The organism is Agrobacterium cavarae, from assembly GCF_004310285.1.
Taxonomy (GTDB): Bacteria; Pseudomonadota; Alphaproteobacteria; order Rhizobiales; family Rhizobiaceae; genus Agrobacterium; species Agrobacterium cavarae.
The window spans coordinates 207,859-224,319 of sequence record NZ_SISF01000027.1 but is presented as its reverse complement, the minus strand read 5'-3'; the positions used below and the strand labels follow the sequence as shown (position 1 = coordinate 224,319).

General features: G+C 59.3%; 15 protein-coding genes and 1 pseudogene. 5 read left to right on the top strand and 11 right to left on the bottom strand.

The window, feature by feature from the left end:
- Positions 1 to 16: 16 nt before the first annotated feature.
- The 3 genes from EYC79_RS08700 to EYC79_RS08690 form a co-directional block, all read right to left on the bottom strand.
- Positions 17 to 709 carry an amino acid ABC transporter permease gene (locus EYC79_RS08700; RefSeq protein WP_130977700.1) on the bottom strand — a complete coding sequence of 231 codons (693 nt, stop codon included), beginning with the start codon at positions 707 to 709 and terminating at the stop codon, positions 17 to 19.
- Positions 710 to 777: 68 nt separating this feature from the next.
- Positions 778 to 1,602 (bottom strand): ABC transporter substrate-binding protein, encoded by an 825-nt coding sequence (locus tag EYC79_RS08695; protein WP_130977699.1) that lies wholly within the window; start codon positions 1,600 to 1,602, stop codon positions 778 to 780.
- 170 nt (positions 1,603 to 1,772) lie between these two features.
- Entirely contained in the window at positions 1,773 to 2,414 is a 642-nt protein-coding gene (locus EYC79_RS08690; RefSeq protein WP_062599709.1) for a GntR family transcriptional regulator, read from the bottom strand.
- Between the two features lie 121 nt (positions 2,415 to 2,535).
- Here EYC79_RS08690 and EYC79_RS08685 point away from each other — a divergent pair, with 121 nt between their 5' ends.
- Positions 2,536 to 3,219 carry a GntR family transcriptional regulator gene (locus EYC79_RS08685; RefSeq protein WP_245495228.1) on the top strand — a complete coding sequence of 228 codons (684 nt, stop codon included), beginning with the start codon at positions 2,536 to 2,538 and terminating at the stop codon, positions 3,217 to 3,219.
- A 135-nt stretch (positions 3,220 to 3,354) separates the two neighbouring features.
- Positions 3,355 to 3,530 (top strand): annotated as a pseudogene (locus tag EYC79_RS23745) (IS110 family transposase); the annotation flags it as partial.
- Positions 3,531 to 3,602: 72 nt separating this feature from the next.
- Here EYC79_RS23745 and pcaF read toward each other — a convergent pair.
- From pcaF to EYC79_RS08665, 3 genes are read right to left on the bottom strand one after another with little or no spacing between them, the layout of a single operon-like run.
- The gene (pcaF, locus tag EYC79_RS08675; RefSeq protein WP_130977698.1) at positions 3,603 to 4,808 is read right to left on the bottom strand and encodes a 3-oxoadipyl-CoA thiolase; all 1,206 of its coding nucleotides are present in this window, start codon (positions 4,806 to 4,808) and stop codon (positions 3,603 to 3,605) included.
- An 11-nt stretch (positions 4,809 to 4,819) separates the two neighbouring features.
- Positions 4,820 to 5,521, bottom strand: coding sequence for a 3-oxoacid CoA-transferase subunit B (locus EYC79_RS08670; protein ID WP_280956453.1), 702 nt, complete (start codon positions 5,519 to 5,521; stop codon positions 4,820 to 4,822).
- Positions 5,518 to 6,240, bottom strand: a complete 723-nt coding sequence (locus EYC79_RS08665) for a 3-oxoacid CoA-transferase subunit A (RefSeq protein WP_130977697.1) — start codon at positions 6,238 to 6,240, stop codon at positions 5,518 to 5,520. The genes EYC79_RS08670 and EYC79_RS08665 overlap by 4 nt, the downstream gene beginning before the upstream one ends.
- Positions 6,241 to 6,374: 134 nt before the next feature.
- Between EYC79_RS08665 and EYC79_RS08660 the strand changes: the two genes are divergently transcribed.
- Positions 6,375 to 7,136, top strand: coding sequence for an IclR family transcriptional regulator domain-containing protein (locus EYC79_RS08660; RefSeq protein ID WP_130977696.1), 762 nt, complete (start codon positions 6,375 to 6,377; stop codon positions 7,134 to 7,136).
- A gap of 7 nt (positions 7,137 to 7,143) precedes the next feature.
- On the opposite strand, the gene pobA is transcribed toward EYC79_RS08660, so the two are convergent.
- The 4 genes from pobA to EYC79_RS08640 all read right to left on the bottom strand — a co-directional run bounded on the left by pobA (position 7,144) and on the right by EYC79_RS08640 (position 12,215).
- Positions 7,144 to 8,319, bottom strand: a complete 1,176-nt coding sequence (pobA, locus tag EYC79_RS08655; RefSeq protein WP_130977695.1) for a 4-hydroxybenzoate 3-monooxygenase — start codon at positions 8,317 to 8,319, stop codon at positions 7,144 to 7,146.
- Between the two features lie 62 nt (positions 8,320 to 8,381).
- Positions 8,382 to 9,878: an AMP-binding protein gene (locus EYC79_RS08650; RefSeq protein WP_130977694.1), complete on the bottom strand. Its 1,497-nt coding sequence runs from the start codon at positions 9,876 to 9,878 to the stop codon at positions 8,382 to 8,384.
- A gap of 31 nt (positions 9,879 to 9,909) precedes the next feature.
- A complete protein-coding gene (locus EYC79_RS08645) occupies positions 9,910 to 10,749 on the bottom strand; it encodes a p-hydroxycinnamoyl CoA hydratase/lyase (RefSeq protein WP_130977693.1) in 840 nt (279 codons plus the stop codon).
- A gap of 53 nt (positions 10,750 to 10,802) precedes the next feature.
- A complete protein-coding gene (locus EYC79_RS08640; RefSeq protein ID WP_130977692.1) occupies positions 10,803 to 12,215 on the bottom strand; it encodes an aldehyde dehydrogenase in 1,413 nt (470 codons plus the stop codon).
- A gap of 178 nt (positions 12,216 to 12,393) precedes the next feature.
- Between EYC79_RS08640 and EYC79_RS08635 the strand changes: the two genes are divergently transcribed.
- Together EYC79_RS08635 and EYC79_RS08630 are read left to right on the top strand one after the other, a co-directional pair.
- Positions 12,394 to 12,801, top strand: coding sequence for a MarR family winged helix-turn-helix transcriptional regulator (locus EYC79_RS08635; RefSeq protein ID WP_165456985.1), 408 nt, complete (start codon positions 12,394 to 12,396; stop codon positions 12,799 to 12,801).
- 193 nt (positions 12,802 to 12,994) lie between these two features.
- On the top strand, positions 12,995 to 14,227 hold the full coding sequence (locus tag EYC79_RS08630) for an MFS transporter (RefSeq protein ID WP_130977690.1): 1,233 nt from the start codon (positions 12,995 to 12,997) through the stop codon (positions 14,225 to 14,227).
- A 247-nt stretch (positions 14,228 to 14,474) separates the two neighbouring features.
- On the opposite strand, the gene EYC79_RS08625 is transcribed toward EYC79_RS08630, so the two are convergent.
- Entirely contained in the window at positions 14,475 to 16,376 is a 1,902-nt protein-coding gene (locus tag EYC79_RS08625; RefSeq protein WP_130977723.1) for a bifunctional sugar phosphate isomerase/epimerase/4-hydroxyphenylpyruvate dioxygenase family protein, read from the bottom strand.
- Positions 16,377 to 16,461 lie beyond the last annotated feature (85 nt).

The window sequence follows — 16,461 nt, the reverse complement described above, 5'->3', positions numbered from 1 at the left end:
AGTCCTTTATTGAATATCAGCGCTTTTCGCTGAGCTGTAGCGGAGCTGTGTACTGGCCGAAGCGCCTTTCGATATGCCGCTGCACAAAGTCCCAGAGGGTCGTGAGAAGAAGATAATAGATGGCAGCCACGGCGAAGAGTTCGAGCACCATGAACTTTTCCTGGATCAGCACCTGGGTGCGCCGTAGCAGTTCCTCCATTGAAATGACGGAGGTGACGGATGTTGTTTTCAGCAGACCATTGACCGAGTTACCAAGGGGCGGGATGATGACCTTGAACGCCTGCGGCATGACGATGTGGCGCATTATCTGACGCTCAGTCATGCCTAAAGCTCTCGCCGCACGCGCTTGTCCTGCAGGAACTGCCTCGATGCCGGACCGGATAATCTCCGCCAGATATGCTGCCTCGTTCAAAGCCAGCCCGATCAACGCAGCTTGTACAACGGAGAACTTGATCCCGAGTTGCGGTAATGCGGTATAGAGCACGATCAATTGCACGAGCAGCGGCGTGCCACGGAACAGCCAGATATAGAACCACCCGATGCACCTCATAAGCCTTAGCTTGGATCTGCGCATGAGGGCCACGACAAAGCCGAGTAGTAGGCCGAACACAAGTGAGACGCAGGTCAGCCAGATCGTGGTGACAACACCTCCGAGGATGAAGGGATTGACGAGATAGTCGAAGAAGCCAGACCAGTTCCAGTACGACATGGAGGGACCTTTAATGCTACGGAGATGCCGGACGAGCCGGCATCCATCAGAATGATGAACCGCTCAGATCAGCGGCCTGGACCCTTGACTGAGTAGTCGCCTGCGATCATCGGCAGACCGTAGCTGTCGAAGAGTTTTCCCAACGAGCCATCTGCTTTCATTTCTTTGAGGACGCCGGATACCGCGTCTGCAAGTTTCGCGTTCTTGAAAGCAACGGCAACGGGTGCTGGATAAAGACCGCTGACGGCACGACGGAAATCGCCACGGCTATCATATTCCTTTGCGACACCATCGATTGAGACAACGCCCTCGACTTGACCGGCGCGCAGCGCCTGGAAGGCTAGCGCGAAATTATCGAAGGTCTGAATGACGAGCCCTGTTTTGCCGGCGGCTTTGAGTTCAGCGTCAAGAGCACGGGTCTTCGTTTCTTCGAAGCCGCCGAGCTCGACGCCGACACGCAGACCATCAAGCCCATCCTTGTCCTTCACCGTCGTATTGCTCGTCGCCACCGAAACGCTGATGGCCTGATCCTCGTAGGGGATCATTTGCATGATGGCCGCGCGCTCTTTCGTGAAGAATATTCCAGTGTTGATCATATCCCATCGGCCAGCCTGAAGACCGGGGATCATCGCCGAGAATTCGATACGGACATATTCAGGCGTAAGGCAAAGCCGCTTGGCGATTTCTTTGCCAAGTTCGACCCGCATGCCTTTGAGCTCCCCGGTGGAATCGACGAACTGCATCGGCGGTAATGTTGGATTAACCGACATTGTCAGCGTCCCAGGCTTGACCAATTCGGAATCGGGAATCTTAGGCGTGCAGCTCTGCGCAAACGCCGACGCTGCCGTGGAGAGTAATAGAAGGGAGGCAATGGAGATGGTGCGGAATGACATGATGACCCTCTGGTTTTTCGATCTTCTTGTGGACCTGAACAACGATGCTTGTTGATTTCGCATTCATTTGGTATACCACTTTCATACACAATCATTTGCCGTATGCAACATCTTTCCGCCAAGGCAGTCAAAAATTGAAATATCTGAGGTTTGGGATAGGCTGGCTCGGCTCAGTACGTCGAAAGGACGTTCTGGCGCACCCGTTCAAGATGCAACGTCATAGCCACGCGGGCGGCATCCGCATCGCGGTCCATCAGTGCTTTTACGATGCCCTGATGGTCAGCAAGACCCGGCTTCCGCTGGGCGAGTTTTCGCTGGCGCTCGAAGATCGTGGTGTAGCGCCTCATTTGCAAGATGGTGTCCGCCATGAAGGGATTTCCACTGGCATCAGCAATGCCCTGGTGCAAAGCATCATCGAAGTTCCATACGAACTCGGGATCAGGATCTGGATCCAACTCTATGTCTCGAAGCATCGCAGCGAGGTCTGCGACTGTCTCAGCCGTTATTCCCTTGCACGCTTGCGCCGCCGCACTTGGCTCAACGAGCATTCGCATCGCCACGCTGTTCAGGTAGTCGGACAGGGTGACGATACGCACCGTGAGAACGCCCTTCGCGTTGCGCGCAAGAAGCCCCTGCCCTTCAAGACGTCCCAACGCATCACGCATTGGCGAACGAGAGACGCCCAGTCGCGCCGCAAGCCTGCGCTCCTGCACCACAGCACCACCCGCCATTTGCGCGGAGAGGATTTCCCCGAGCAGTGCAGAATAGGTCTCATCTGCAAGGCTTCGTTCCGCCGTGACCTGACCGTTCATGCCATTGACTCCCCGGTAGTTGACAATATCGAGCGGTATGGACCATGGCTGAAAACAAGAAAAGCCTTTGGGGCAACATCAACTGGGAATAGACCAATAGCTGCCTGGAGGCTGATGCGCTTTGACACAAACAGACACTGATCCTGGCATAGGAAAACGGTCCAAAGACGCAGGCCACAAGCTTGCCGCCCTCGCGTATAACGCTGTTTCTGACATGATCCGCCACCGTCGTCTTGGAGGCGGCCACGTTATCATCGAAGCGCAGCTTGCCGAGATGCTCGGTGTGTCGCGCACGCCCCTGCGTGAAGCTTTGCAGCGGCTGGAAGGTGAAGGCTTGGTTCACAAAGGCGACGGCCGCAACTACGTGGTGCGACACGTCGATATCGGAGAATACATCCAGAGCCTGAAGCTACGTCTGTTGATCGAACCACACGCGGCTGTACAGGCCATGCCAAGCATACCCGGTCGCAAACTCGTCGAGGTGCGGCGCGAAATTGACGAGCTTATGGGCGCTACTGCGTACCATACGGATGCCCACTGGTTTTCAGACGATCACTTGCATAACCTGATAATCGACCATTGTGGCAACGAAGTTATGGCAGGTGTTTTACGCAATCTGCGAGCCGCCACGCGCCTCTTTGAAATCGGCCAGTTGAAAGACCGCCTGACACCAGATTCTACGGAACATCTTGCCATCATTGAGGCCTTGCAACGCAATGATTCCAGCGCGGCATTTGAAGCAACGAAAGCACATATTGAGAGCCTTATTGAGTTTGCGCGAATGCACCTCATCACCAATGAGTGAACTGTCGCTGTGAAGCACGCTCCGTGCGGCGCCCTGACTTCTATCTGAACGGAGCCGCGACATATTGCAATATGGACCGTTGCGAGGTCTGACTGACCATCTACTCTCGCCAGGCAGGCCCGTGCGCCCCCACGGGAGGTCTGCGCGGGAGCCCATCACCGAGGTCACGAAATTGGAAAGCTGGGCCAGGATGTGCGTCTTAAGGCCCCTGAGCACGTCAAGCCTTCGTGAAGCGTCAGAAAAATGATGCCGTCGATGCTGAAGCGATCGCCAAGGCTGCTTCTCGACCCACCGTGGAATTTTTTGCTGTCCCACTACATCTTCCTTGTGGCTGATAATCCACTGATATCATCCGCAAGACGCACTTCAGAATTGAACCGAGCTTACACCCGCTCCAGCGCGACCGCGATGCCCTGCCCCACGCCGATACACATAGTGGAAAGCGAGTAACGCGCGCCGGACAAGGAAAGCTCAAGCGCTGCCGTGCCGGTGATGCGGGCGCCGGACATGCCGAGTGGATGGCCGAGCGCGATGGCTCCACCATTGATGTTAACGCGCGGGTCGTCATCGGCAATGCCGAGATCCCGCAGCGTCGCTAGGCCTTGGGAGGCGAACGCTTCGTTGAGTTCGATGACGTCGATCTGCTCCTGAGCGAGGCCGAGGCGGGCAAGCAGCTTCTTGGTTGCCGGTGCGGGACCGAAGCCCATGATGCGCGGGGGAACCCCTGCCGTCGCGCCACCCAGAACGCGGGCGATGGGGGTCAGGCCGTGCTTTCTGGCAGCAGCTTCGGAAGCGATGATGAGCGCTGCCGCGCCGTCATTGACGCCGGAGGCATTGCCAGCGGTCACCGTGCCTCCTTCAATCTTGTTGACCGGCTTCAACTTGGCGAGCGCTTCCATCGATGTCGCACGCGGATGCTCGTCGCGATCGACGATCAGCGGATCACCCCTTTTCTGCGGCACGCTCACCGGCGTGATTTCTTTAGCAAGGCGGCCATTGGCCTGGGCTTCAGCGGCCTTCGCCTGGCTTCCCACGGCAAAGGCGTCCTGATCCTCGCGGGCGATATTGAAGTCGATCGCGACATTATCGCCAGTTTCAGGCATCGAGTCGACGCCATATTGCTTCTTCATCATCGGGTTGACGAAACGCCAGCCGATGGTGGTGTCGTAGATTTCGGCATTGCGTGAGAAGGCAGTCTCTGCCTTTGGCATAACAAAGGGTGCGCGGCTCATCGATTCCACGCCGCCCGCGATCACCAATTCCGCTTCGCCCGACTTAATCGCCCGAGCGGCGGTAATGACGGCATCCATGCCGGAACCGCACAGGCGGTTGATCGTGGTACCCGTAACCGAAACCGGCAAACCTGCCAGCAGCAACGACATGCGCGCAATGTTGCGATTATCCTCCCCCGCCTGGTTGGCGCAGCCATAGACGACGTCATCGACGGCGTCGAAATCGACGGTCGGATAAAGTGCCATCAGCGCCTTGAGCGGCACTGCGCCGAGATCGTCAGCACGAATAGATGACAAGGATCCGCCGAAACGGCCGATGGGCGTGCGAATATAAGCGCAGATAAAGGCTTCGGTCATTGATTTACTCCTTACAGCGCCGGAACCACGAGCTCGTCGACATGGCCATCGATATGGAGCTTCGCACCCGTCATGGCTTCAAGCTCCTCCATAGTAATGGCTGCAAGCTTTTCCCGTACGACGAATTTGCCATTCACAATGTCGATCACCGCATGGCTGGTATAGACGCGCGTGATGCAGCCGACGCCAGTGAGGGGAAAGGTGCAATGCTCGACCAGTTTCGGCTTGCCATCCTTGGTGACATGCTCGGTGATGACCACCACCTGTTTTGCGCCGTGGACAAGATCCATCGCGCCACCCACGGCGGGCACGCCCTTGGAGCCGACACGCCAATTGGCAAGATCACCATTTTCAGCAACCTGATAGGCCCCAAGGATCGCCACATCCAGATGCCCGCCCCGCACCATGGCGAAGCTGTCGGCGTGGTGGAAGAAGGCCGCACCGGGCTTCAGCGTGATGGCCTTTTTCCCGGCATTGATGAGATCCCAATCCTCTTCACCAGGGGGCGGCGCTTCACCGAAATTCAGGACGCCGTTCTCCGTATGGAAGATCGCCTCGCGGCCCTTGGGCTGGAACTTTGCGACCATTTCCGGGAAGCCGATGCCGAGGTTTACATAGGCGCCGTCGGCAATATCCTGAGCGGCCCGCCAGGCAATCTGGGCGTTGGAAAGCTTGATGTCGTCGCGAGTATCAATCATGGGTGCGTCACTCATGCGTATGCCACTCCTGCTCGGATCAGCGCTTCTTCCTGTTGCGGATCAGCCACTTCCACGACCCCATCGACAAAAATGCCTGGCGTGATCACCTGCTCCGGATCGATCTCTCCTGGCGTCACGATTTTCGACACCTGCGCGACGGTCCTTTTGGCCGCCATGCACATCAGCGGATTGAAATTGCGCCCGGCCAGACGGTAGGTGAGATTGCCGTGGGTATCGCCGAGATGCCCCTTGACCAGCGCTATATCGGCCTTCAACCAGCGCTCCTGCACATATTTGCGACCGTCGAATTCGGCGATCACCTTGCCGTCAGCAAGTTCGGTACCGAAACCGGTCGGCGTGTAGAAGGCGGGAATACCGGCACCGCCGGCGCGAATGCGCTCGGCAAGCGTACCCTGCGGCACCAGTTCCAACTCGATTTCGCCTGCGAGGTAGCGGTCTGTGAAGGCCCGCGGATCGGATGAGCGCGGAAAGGAGCAGATCATCTTCTTGACCATGCCAGCATCGATCATCGCCGCGATGCCGATACGACCATTGCCCGCATTGTTGTTGATAACCGTGATCCCTGAGGGCTTACCCGTTTCCTTGAAGCGATCGATGAGAGCGTGAATGAGCTCGATGGGCGCGCCTGAGCCGCCAAAGCCGCCGATCATTATCGTTGCGCCGTCTTCGATATCAGCCACAGCATCCGCCAGGCTGTCTATCCTCTTGTCCATACCGTTTTCCTCCAGCGACCTGTCGTGTGGCTCGCTTAAGGTTCACGTAAATCCCAACTCGGCTCGACATCAAGCCCATTTGTGCGATATAGTATATTTGTTCGATTATCGCACACTATTGAGAAAGGCGGCACATGGCTGTGAGTGGACGCGACATGATGGGTGGCCTCGCCAAAGGGCTGAGCATTATCGAAGCCTTCAGCGCCGAACGGCCGAGACTGTCGATCTCCGCGGCGGCAGAGATTGCCCAACTGGATCGTGCGACCGCAAGACGCTGTCTTTTGACGCTGGCCGAGCTCGGCTACGCCGCCTATGATGGAAAATTCTTCACCGTCACCCCAAAGGTACTCCGACTTGGAACGGGCTGTCTTGCTTCAATGCCACTGCCGCGCATTGTGCAGCCCTTTCTCGATCAACTGTCGGAAGACATCGGACAAAGTACATCCGTTTCAATCCTCGATGATACCGAAATCGTTTATGTCGCACGTGCCGCCCAGCGTCGCGTCATGTCGATTGCCCTGATGCCAGGGTCGCGGCTGCCCGCCTATTGCACCTCCATGGGGCGGGTCCTTCTGGCTTCCCTGTCCCTAGAAGACCGCCGCGCCTCTCTGGAGCGCTCCGACATCGTTGCACGCACGCCGATGACGCTTACCGATATCGATGCTCTCATGGCTGAAATCGAAGCGACCGCCGCTCGTGGTCATGCGATGATCGATCAGGAAGTCGAGATCGGCCTGCGCTCGCTGGCCGTGCCGCTGAAGAATGCGCGGGGAAAGACGGTGGCGGCGCTCAATGTCGGTGTCGCCGCTTCCGCAGGTTCGATGCAGGACCTGGTTGCGCGCTATCTGCCGGCGCTGAGTGCGGTGCAGACGGAATTGAAGGGGCTTCTCGTCTAAGCGTCAGTCATCCCAGAGGCAAGCCGACGTAGTTTTCGGCAAAACTTGCCTGCGCACGTGATGAGCTTCGCAGATAGCTGAGTTCGGCCACCTGCATCCGCCGCTCAAAAGCCCCCGTTTCGGGGAAACGATGCGTAAGGGTGGTGAACCACCAGGAAAAACGCTCAGCCTTCCAGACGCGCCCCAGCGCCCGCGCCGAGTAGGCATCGATCCCGGCCGCCGAGCGCTCGCTATAGAACTCCGCCAGCGCCTCGCCCAGCATGGTCACGTCAGAGACTGCGAGATTGAGGCCCTTCGCTCCAGTCGGCGGCACGATATGGGCAGAATCTCCGGCGAGGAACAACCGGCCATAGCGCATCGGCTCGGCAACAAAGCTGCGCAGCGGCGCAATGCTTTTTTCGAAAGAAGGCCCGCGCTGGAGCCGTGCGCCGAGATTGGGTCCAAGCCGCACGGCCAGTTCATCCCAGATACGTTCGTCCGGCCAGTCTTCCAGCCGCTCGCCCATGTCGCACTGGATGTAATAGCGGCTGCGCGTGATGGAACGCATCGAGGCAAGCGCGAAGCCGCGCTCATGACTGGCATAGACGAGTTCCTCACTGACAGGCGGACGCTCGGTGAGAATGCCGAGCCAGCCGAACGAATAGACACGCTCGAAGATGCGCAAAACATGGTTGGGGATCGCCTGGCGGCTGATGCCATGAAACCCGTCGCAGCCGACCACGAAATCGCAGTCGACCCGGACCTCCCCGGACGGCGTGCGCAAGGTAACGAAGGGTTTTTCCGTCTCTATATCGTGGAGACCGACGTCGCTCGCTTCGAAGAGGATCGTCAGACCCCGCGCCTCGGCGGCTTCGAAAAGGTCGCGCGTCACCTCCTGCTGGCCATAGACCGTAACGCAAGCACCGCCCGAAGCCTGTTCGAGATCGATGCGAAAATCATCGCCGTCGGCAGACAGATGCGTGCCGGAATGGCGCAGCCCTTCCTCGCGCAAACGCTGGTCCAGCCCAAGGCGGGACAGGCAGTCCACTGTTCCCTGTTCCAGCACCCCTGCCCGCACCCGTCCCTCCACATAGGCGCGTGTCTGCCGCTCGATCACCACTGTCTCGATGCCCGAGGCATGGAGGAGATGAGCAAGGATAAGTCCGGCGGGACCGGCTCCGACGATAGCGACTTGCGTGCGCATGATTGTCTCCTAACTGGCTTAGCGTCGCTTGGCGGCGCTGCTGGATGGGGGGAACGGGACGGTCAGGCGGAAAGACTCTCACGGAGCTTGTTCTTGCGGATTTTGCCGGTGCTGGTACGGGGCAGTTCCGTGACGATCCGGAAATGTTTCGGCACCTTGAAGCGGGCAAGCCGCGCCTCGCAATGGGCACGAAGTTCGCCCTCCGCATCTTCGCATCCTGGTGAAAGTATAACGAAGGCATGCCCCGCCTCGCCCCAGCGCGGGTCCGGCACACCAATAACTGCCACCTGGAGGACCGCTGGATGTTCGGCGAGGACGCTTTCGATCTCTACTGGATAGACGTTCTCACCGCCCGAAATGAACATGTCCTTTCGGCGATCGACAACGGTCACGAACCCATCGGCATCTCGAAGTCCAATGTCGCCGGTGCGCAGCCAGCCATCCGGCGTGAAGGCGGCATCGCGCTCTTCCGGTCGGTTCCAGTAACCGGGGGTGACATGCGGCCCTTTGACGATGATCTCGCCAGCGGTCCCGTCCTGCACCTCCCGGCCCTCGGCATCGACGATGCGAATGGCCGTGGCCGGTCCCGCCTGGCCGACCGCGCCGGCATGATTGGAAATCAGCGCTGGATCGAGCGGCATGCCAAGGATCGTTCCGGCCTCGGTCATTCCGTAGCCATCCACCATGGCAACGCCACGCTCCAGCCACCAACGGATATTGGCAGGCGGGTTCGGAGCGCCGCCGGTGAAAAGCGCAGCGAGCGACCAGTTTTCCGGCTGGAAACCATCGGCGTCCTTCAACGCCGTCGCCATCTGCGGGACGCAGAAGTAATGGGTGATGCCGAGCGCGCGGTCCGCAAGCCGGGAATTGGTAACGACCGGATCGAAGCCGGATGAGACCAGCACCGTACCGCCCTGAACCAATGGCGGCCAGACGGAGGTTACCAGGCCGATGACATGGAAGAAGGGCGATTCCGCGAGAAAGACCGACTCCGACGTCACCTGCCCCAGCACGCCGAAATTGACGCCGGTGAAGAACAGTGTCTGGGGGGTTAGAATGACGCCCTTCGGCACGCCGGACGTTCCGGAGGTGTAGAGAAGGACGCAAGGCCGGTTGGCATCTTGCGGAGAGCCTCGTTCGCCTGCCGCCGCATTTTCGCAACGTGCAGTAAACGCTGCGATATCGAGCAGTCTTGCGCCGTCCGGCACCGCGAAACCTGCCGACGATCCGTCGACCAGGATCAGTGCGGGGGTACAGTCGATGAGAATAGAATCGATCTCGGCAGCCGCGAGCCGCCAGTTCAGTGGCGTGAAGATAAGGCCGGACCGCAGACAGGCCTGCTGCGCAATCACAAGATCGGCGGAGTTGCGTGCAATCGACGCGAGCCTGTCACCCGGCCCAAGGCCGAGCGTGTCGATTGCCGCTCTTGCCTGCTCGATCGCCCGGTCGAGGCCCCGATAGGTCCAGCGCCTCCCGGACGCCAAATCGACAAGGGCGAGTTTTTCCGGGCGCGCCTGCGCATGCAGGCCCACCGGATCGGGGGCTAGCCAGTTATGCATGATGTTGGTCCTCCTCCCAGTAAAACCTCTATCAGCTGTGGATTTTACTCTTGTCGTAAGAGCCGAGACCCGGTTTGTAGGTCTTCTCGTCGATGAACTGGCGGATGCCCTCCTTGCGACCTTCACTGTCGTAGGAATTGGCGGCTTCCTGAGCGCGCACAAGATAATCCTCAGCCTCGTCATAGGTCATGACGCCGACGCGGCGCACCGCATCCTTGGTCGCCTTAAGGGCTACGGGGTTCTTGGCCAGCAGAACCTTGGCAACCTCGGTCACCCGGCCCTTTAGCGAGGCAAGCGGCAGGCTTTCGTTGACGAGGCCCCAGGCAGCGGCCTTTTGACCGTCGATCGGCTCACCAAGCATGGCGTGATACATGGCCTGACGGAAGGGCATCAGCTCTACTGCTACCTTCGTTGCGCCACCGCCTGGCAGAATACCCCAGTTGATCTCGGAGAGACCAAACTTAGCCTCATCCGCTGCAAAGGCCAGATCGCAGGCGAAGAGCGGACCGTAACCGCCACCGAAGCACCATCCATTGACCATCGCAATAGTCGGCTTCTGGTACCAGCGCAGACGACGCCACCAGCCATAGCTCTCGCGCTGGCTCTGGCGCACGCCAGCCAGACCCTTGGCCTCAGTTTCACGGAAATATTCCTTGAGATCCATGCCAGCCGTCCAGGCTGTGCCTTCGCCGCTAAGGACAAGAACGCCGACATCCTCGCGGAACTCCAGCTCGTCCAGCACGTCCAGCATCCGGCGGTTTAGCTCGGGGCTCATCGCATTGCGCTTTTCCGGACGGTTGAAACGGACCCAGGCGATGCCTTCGGCAATATCGACGGCGACGACGTCCGCCTTGCTGCTATTCTCGGTCATGAAATTGGTTTCCTTTTAAATGATTTGAAGGCGAGCACAGGCTCGACGTAAGATCAGATCGGGAAGCGTCCGGCTTCGGTCTCGACCGTGATCCAGCGAAGCTCGGTGAATTCCGCAATACCGGCCTTGCCGCCAAAGCGCCCGTAGCCCGAAGCCCCGACGCCGCCGAAAGGCATCTGCGCTTCGTCATCCACCGTGGGGCCATTAACATGGCAAATCCCGGAGCGAATCTGTCGGGCGACCTTCAGGCCGCGGGCCGCATCTCCTGTGAAGACCGCAGCCGAAAGACCGTATTCGCTGTCATTGGCAATGCGGATGGCGTCGGCCTCGTCCTTCGCTCGGATCACCGCGACGACAGGCCCGAAGCTCTCCTCGGAATAGAGGCGCATTCCAGCGCTGACATCCGCGACGACATGGGCAGGAACGAGCACACCGTTCGGCTCGCCCGCCGCAATCACCTTTGCACCCTTGGCGACGGCGTCGTCGATCAGGCCCTTAAGCTTATCGGCGGTTTTGATATCCACAACAGCGCCAAGCGGCGCCGCACCCTGGCGCGGATCTCCAGCGGTGAGCATCCGCACTTTGGCGGCAAATTTTTCAAGGAAGGCATCCGCCACAGCATCGACGACGATAATCCGTTCCGTCGACATGCAGATCTGGCCCTGGTTGAAAAAAGCGCCAAAGGCAGCTGCCTTCACTGTCTCGTCGAGATCCGCATCGTCCAACACTACAAGCGGCGCTTTGCCGCCAAGTTCCAGAACACAGGGCTTGAGGTTTTGTGCCGCACGCATGGCGACTATGCGCCCGACGGCCGTAGAACCGGTAAAATTGACACGTCGGATAGCCGGATGATCGATCAAGGCACCGACGACGTCTGCCGCATCCTGCGGCGCATTGGTGACAAGCTGGACGAGACCCTCGGGCAATCCGGCCTCCGCCAGGGCCTCGACGATAAGGCCATGGGTTTTCGGGCACAGTTCACTTGCTTTGAACACCACTGCATTGCCGCAAGCCAGAGGAGTGGCCAACGCACGCACACCTAGGATGACCGGCGCATTCCACGGCGCGATGCCAAGCACGACGCCCGCTGGTTCGCGAATGGCCATGGCAAGACAGCCAGGCTTGTCGGAAGGGATAACTTCGCCAGCAACTTGAGTGGTGAGTGACGCGGCCTCGCGCAGCATCGACGCTGCAAGCATGACGTTGAAGCGCGCCCAGGCTTCGGTCGCACCGATCTCGGCCATCATCGCAGTCACAAAGGCGTCGCCCTTTGAACTGACGGCATCAGCCGCTTTCAGAAGCGCGGCGCGGCGCGCATTCGGCCCTTGTGCGGCCCAGGCCGGCATGGCGCGAGCGGCCGCATCGACTGCAGCTATCGCCTCATCAGGCGTTTGCGCCGGCGCTTCGCTCGCCACCTCGCCGCTAATCGGATTCACGCGTCGAAACAGGTTCGATGTCGATGTCATGGTTTCTCCTCCCTAGAGCGTCCGAGGCTCCCGACCTCAAACATTGCTATGTGAAATAGCGATTGACTGCTATATCACATAGCGATACAAAACTGACAAGGGTCAATTTTACTATTTTTGAAAAGGGCGACGCGTGAAGGCGAGAATGCAGGACATTGAAGGGTTAAGAGCGCCTGTCATGGACGATCTCCTCGGTTACCATCTGCGTCGGGCCTCGATCCTCGATCTGGCGGGTTTTGCCGAGGCGCTGGGCGACGAGATCAAACCAATACCTTTCACGGTTCTGTGCCTGATCGATGAGACGCCAAGCATCACCGCAGCTGAGATCGGCCGGCAGGCGCGGCTGCAGCGGGCCAATCTCGCACCAATCCTCGCGCACTTCGACACTCAGGGATGGATTGAACGTCTCGCCGATGATGAGGACCAGCGCATTCAGCATCTGCACTTGAGTGAGACGGGTGCTGAGGCCGTGGCCGAATGGCGCGCGAGGGTCATGGCGCAGGAGGAACGTACATTTAGTGCGCTGACGCCAAGAGAACGCGAGGTGCTGCGCCAATTGTTGTCGCGCATCTGGAAGGGCGCGTGACGTCATCTGAACGGGCAGAAAGCACGGTTACAGTTTTAGCCATCGCCTTCGAGCGGCGGCGTTGAAGAGAGGGAGCCCTTACTCGCAGAGGATAGGCTCGGGAGGACTGCGGGAGTTATCGCTGAGGCTCCGTCAGACGTAGGCCAAATGAAAGCATGATTGCCGCTGAGGCGGCCTTTGGGAGGAGAATATCATGACTAAAGCCACGCATATTCATGCGGGGACGGGAACGCGCGCACTCGTGCTTGTGTTTCTCGCCGCGATTATCGAAGGCTTCGACCTTCAGGCAGCGGGTGTTGCTGTGCCGAAACTTGTTTCCGCCTTTGGGCTCTCACCGTCACAGCTGGGCGTTTTCCTCTCATCGGCGACCTTCGGACTGGTGCTCGGCGCGCTGTGCGGCGGCGTTATCGCTGATCGCTTTGGACGGCGCAACGGGCTTGCCCTTTCGCTGATCGTCTTCGGCCTGTTTTCGATCGGCACGGCTTTCTCCGACACGTTCGAGCATTTGGTTGCGATGCGGTTTCTGACCGGCGTCGGCCTTGGGGGCGCGCTGCCTAATCTCATCGCAATTGCCGCTGAATCCGTTGCGCCTGAGCGGCGCGGCAGGGCAGTTGCGATCATGTATGCCGGCGTGCCGCTTGGTGGCGCACTCGCCAGCCTCATCGCCCTGCTTGGCCTGCATGACGACTGGGGCTCGATATTCCTGGTAGGCGGCATCTTGCCATTGCTGCTGGCCCTGCCGCTCCAACTCATGATGGGACCGTTCCGCGTGACACGCGATGCAAGGGCACCTGCCCGTCGCCGCGACGTGCTGATGGCGCCGGGTGCACTGCCACAGACGCTGCTGCTCTGGGCCGCCTTCTTCTTCGGCCTCATCGTCGTATATCTGCTTCTCAACTGGCTGCCGCAGATTCTCGTGTCACTGGGCTTTGCGCGTGAAACGGCGTCGACCGTGCAGATCGTTTTCAATATCGGCGGCGCAGCTGGCGCCATCCTTGGCGGGCGGCTGCTGGACGGCAACAGGCCTGCCTTTTCCGCATCGCTCTGCTTTATCGGGCTGATGCTGGCAATCACATCTCTTGCCATGTTGCCCGCGGGCAATGTTGCGGCGGCGCTGGCGGCTGGCACTTTTGTCGGCGCGACGGTCATCGGCGTACAGGCGCTGCTCTATGGTATTGCCCCACAATGCTATCCAAGCGAGGTGCGCGGCACCGGCGTCGGCCTTGCCGTTTCTGTCGGTCGGCTTGGTTCAATCGTCGGACCTCTCGTCGCTGGCTGGCTCCTGGCAAGCGGCATGGGTCCGCAGCAACTTCTCTACACGCTGCTGCCCATCGCGGCCATCTGCGGCACCACCACCGTGATCCTCATCCTGCACCGTAGCGGGAAGACACGGGAGGAAATGTCGAGACGCCTGGGCCAAGCTTGATCGGATCGCAAACCCTGCCGCGTAGAGGTGGGCGTCCTTAGGCAAACAAAAAATATCTTGCCTTGATGAGGAGCGTGATCTCGCGAGAGATGTGCTCCTCATTGGCATTTGCCGCATAGCATCCTCGATAGCACTGCAACGTCCGGGCATTGTTCCAAGTTGCGATGCCGTTCTCTACCACCGGTGCCATACCCCCGTCTGAGCCACCGCTAGCAACACGGTGCCCGTGTGTTGCAACAAAGAACGACTATAGCTTCGGTAGGCCCTCCGGTCGCAGTAGGCGACGCTGGGCGGCAATGCGGAAGGGCGCGTTCATGGCGCCATAGCCGTTATAGGCGCCGCGTCGCTCGATGATTTCGAAGAAGAACCCTTCACCGAAAGTGCGGCTATAGATCTGGAAATATTCGCCGTGTTCGTCGCGGTCGTAAAGGATACTGGCAGCACGCAGCGCATCGGAGAAATCCGGTTCAAGACCGAAGCGTGCCTCGAGGTCATCGTAATAGTTTCGCGAGATCGGCAGCGCCTGAAAGCCGGTGGCCTTTAGCGCTTCGGCGGTCGCAAAGATGTCGTCGCTCGCAAATGCGATGTGCTGGATGCTGGTGCCGAAGCCTTCTGCCAGGAATTTGCCGGCAAAGGTCTTGCGATTTTCAGCACCGTTCATGGTGAGGCGGAAAAGCGGTTCCGGCTCGCTTTCGATGGCTTGGCTCCGGACCAGTCCGCCCGGATCGACGACATCGACCATCGGTGTGCGCCGGGTCGAGAAGATCGATGTGTAGAATAGAAGCCACGTCAGCATCTCGTCATAATGGGTTGTCTGGGCAAGATGGTCGATGCGGGTAAGACGCGCTGTGAGCGACCCGCCCTCGTCGACCAAAGCCTCGAATTCGCTCTCCCAGATACCGCCAAGCGGCGCATTATCGTCGAGGAAGTAGATGACACCGTTGCCGACGCCCTGAATGCCGGGCACCGCGACTTCGCCGGGCTGCCGGGGCTCGGAAAAGACTGGCGCACCGAGTGCGCGCACGCGGGCGAGCGCTTGCTCGGCATTATCGACCTTGAGGCCAAATGCATAGGCATTGGTGCCATGTACGGCATAGGAAGCGCCGGCAAAGCTATCGCCACTCTCATCCGTATTAATCAGGATACGGATATCGCCCTGGGTATAGAGATCGACAGCGCGGTTGCGGTGCCGGGCGGTGCGTCTAAAGCCAAGCGTTTGTAGAAGATCGATGAGGGTCTGTTGTTCGTCGGGTGCCGAGGTGAACTCGACGAACTCCACCCCTTTCGCCTCGACACGGTCCGGCATCGCCGGCATGGAAAGACGGATATCGGGCTCGTGGCGCCGGACGCGGTCCATCAGATTGATGAGCGAGCGATGTCCGTCCTCTGCCAAAGCCCTGGCTGATCCGCCACGGAATTGATCATTGAAGATTTCAAGGGAGAGCGGGCCGGTGTAACCCGTGGCAGCCACGGCGCGCATGAAATCGACGACTGGCAGATCGCCCTCTCCTGGCATATTGCGGAAATGGCGGCTCCAGTAGAGCAGATCCATGTCGAAGAGTGGCGCATCGGCAAGCTGCACGATGAAGATCTTGTCGCCGGGAATAGAGCGGATCGAATTGGGATCGATCTTGCGGGACAAGGTGTGGAAACTATCCAGAATGATGCCGACATTCGGGTGATCGGTCCGCCGCACGATTTCCCATGCGTCGCGATGGTCGTTGATGTGGCGTCCCCAAGCCAGTGCTTCATAACCGACACGCACACCATGCCGAGCGGCCATCTCCCCAAGGTCGTGGAAATCAGCTGCCGCCCGGTCTATCCCGCCAAGCGAGATCGGCGATACGTTCGAGCAAATCAGCATGAGATCAGTGCCAAGCTCTTGCATGATTTCGAACTTGCGCTCCGCCCGCTCGAAGGCGCGGCTGCGGTGAGGCTCCGGCATGCCTTCGAAATCTCGAAACGGCTGGAAAAGCGTGATGTCCAGACCATGATCACGGACGATCTTTGCCACCTCGCGTGGCGAGGCATCGTAGGTCAGAAAGTCGTTCTCGAATATCTCGACGCCGTCAAAGCCAGCACGGGCAATCGCTGCCAGCTTTTCAGGAAACTCGCCGCTGATCGACACTGTCGCCATCGACGTGCGCATCATCACGCTTTGCTTGTCTGTCTGGTACTGGGCCATATTGCCTTACCTTTCGTGTTTATGTACGAGTTGGTTAATATGGAACGTG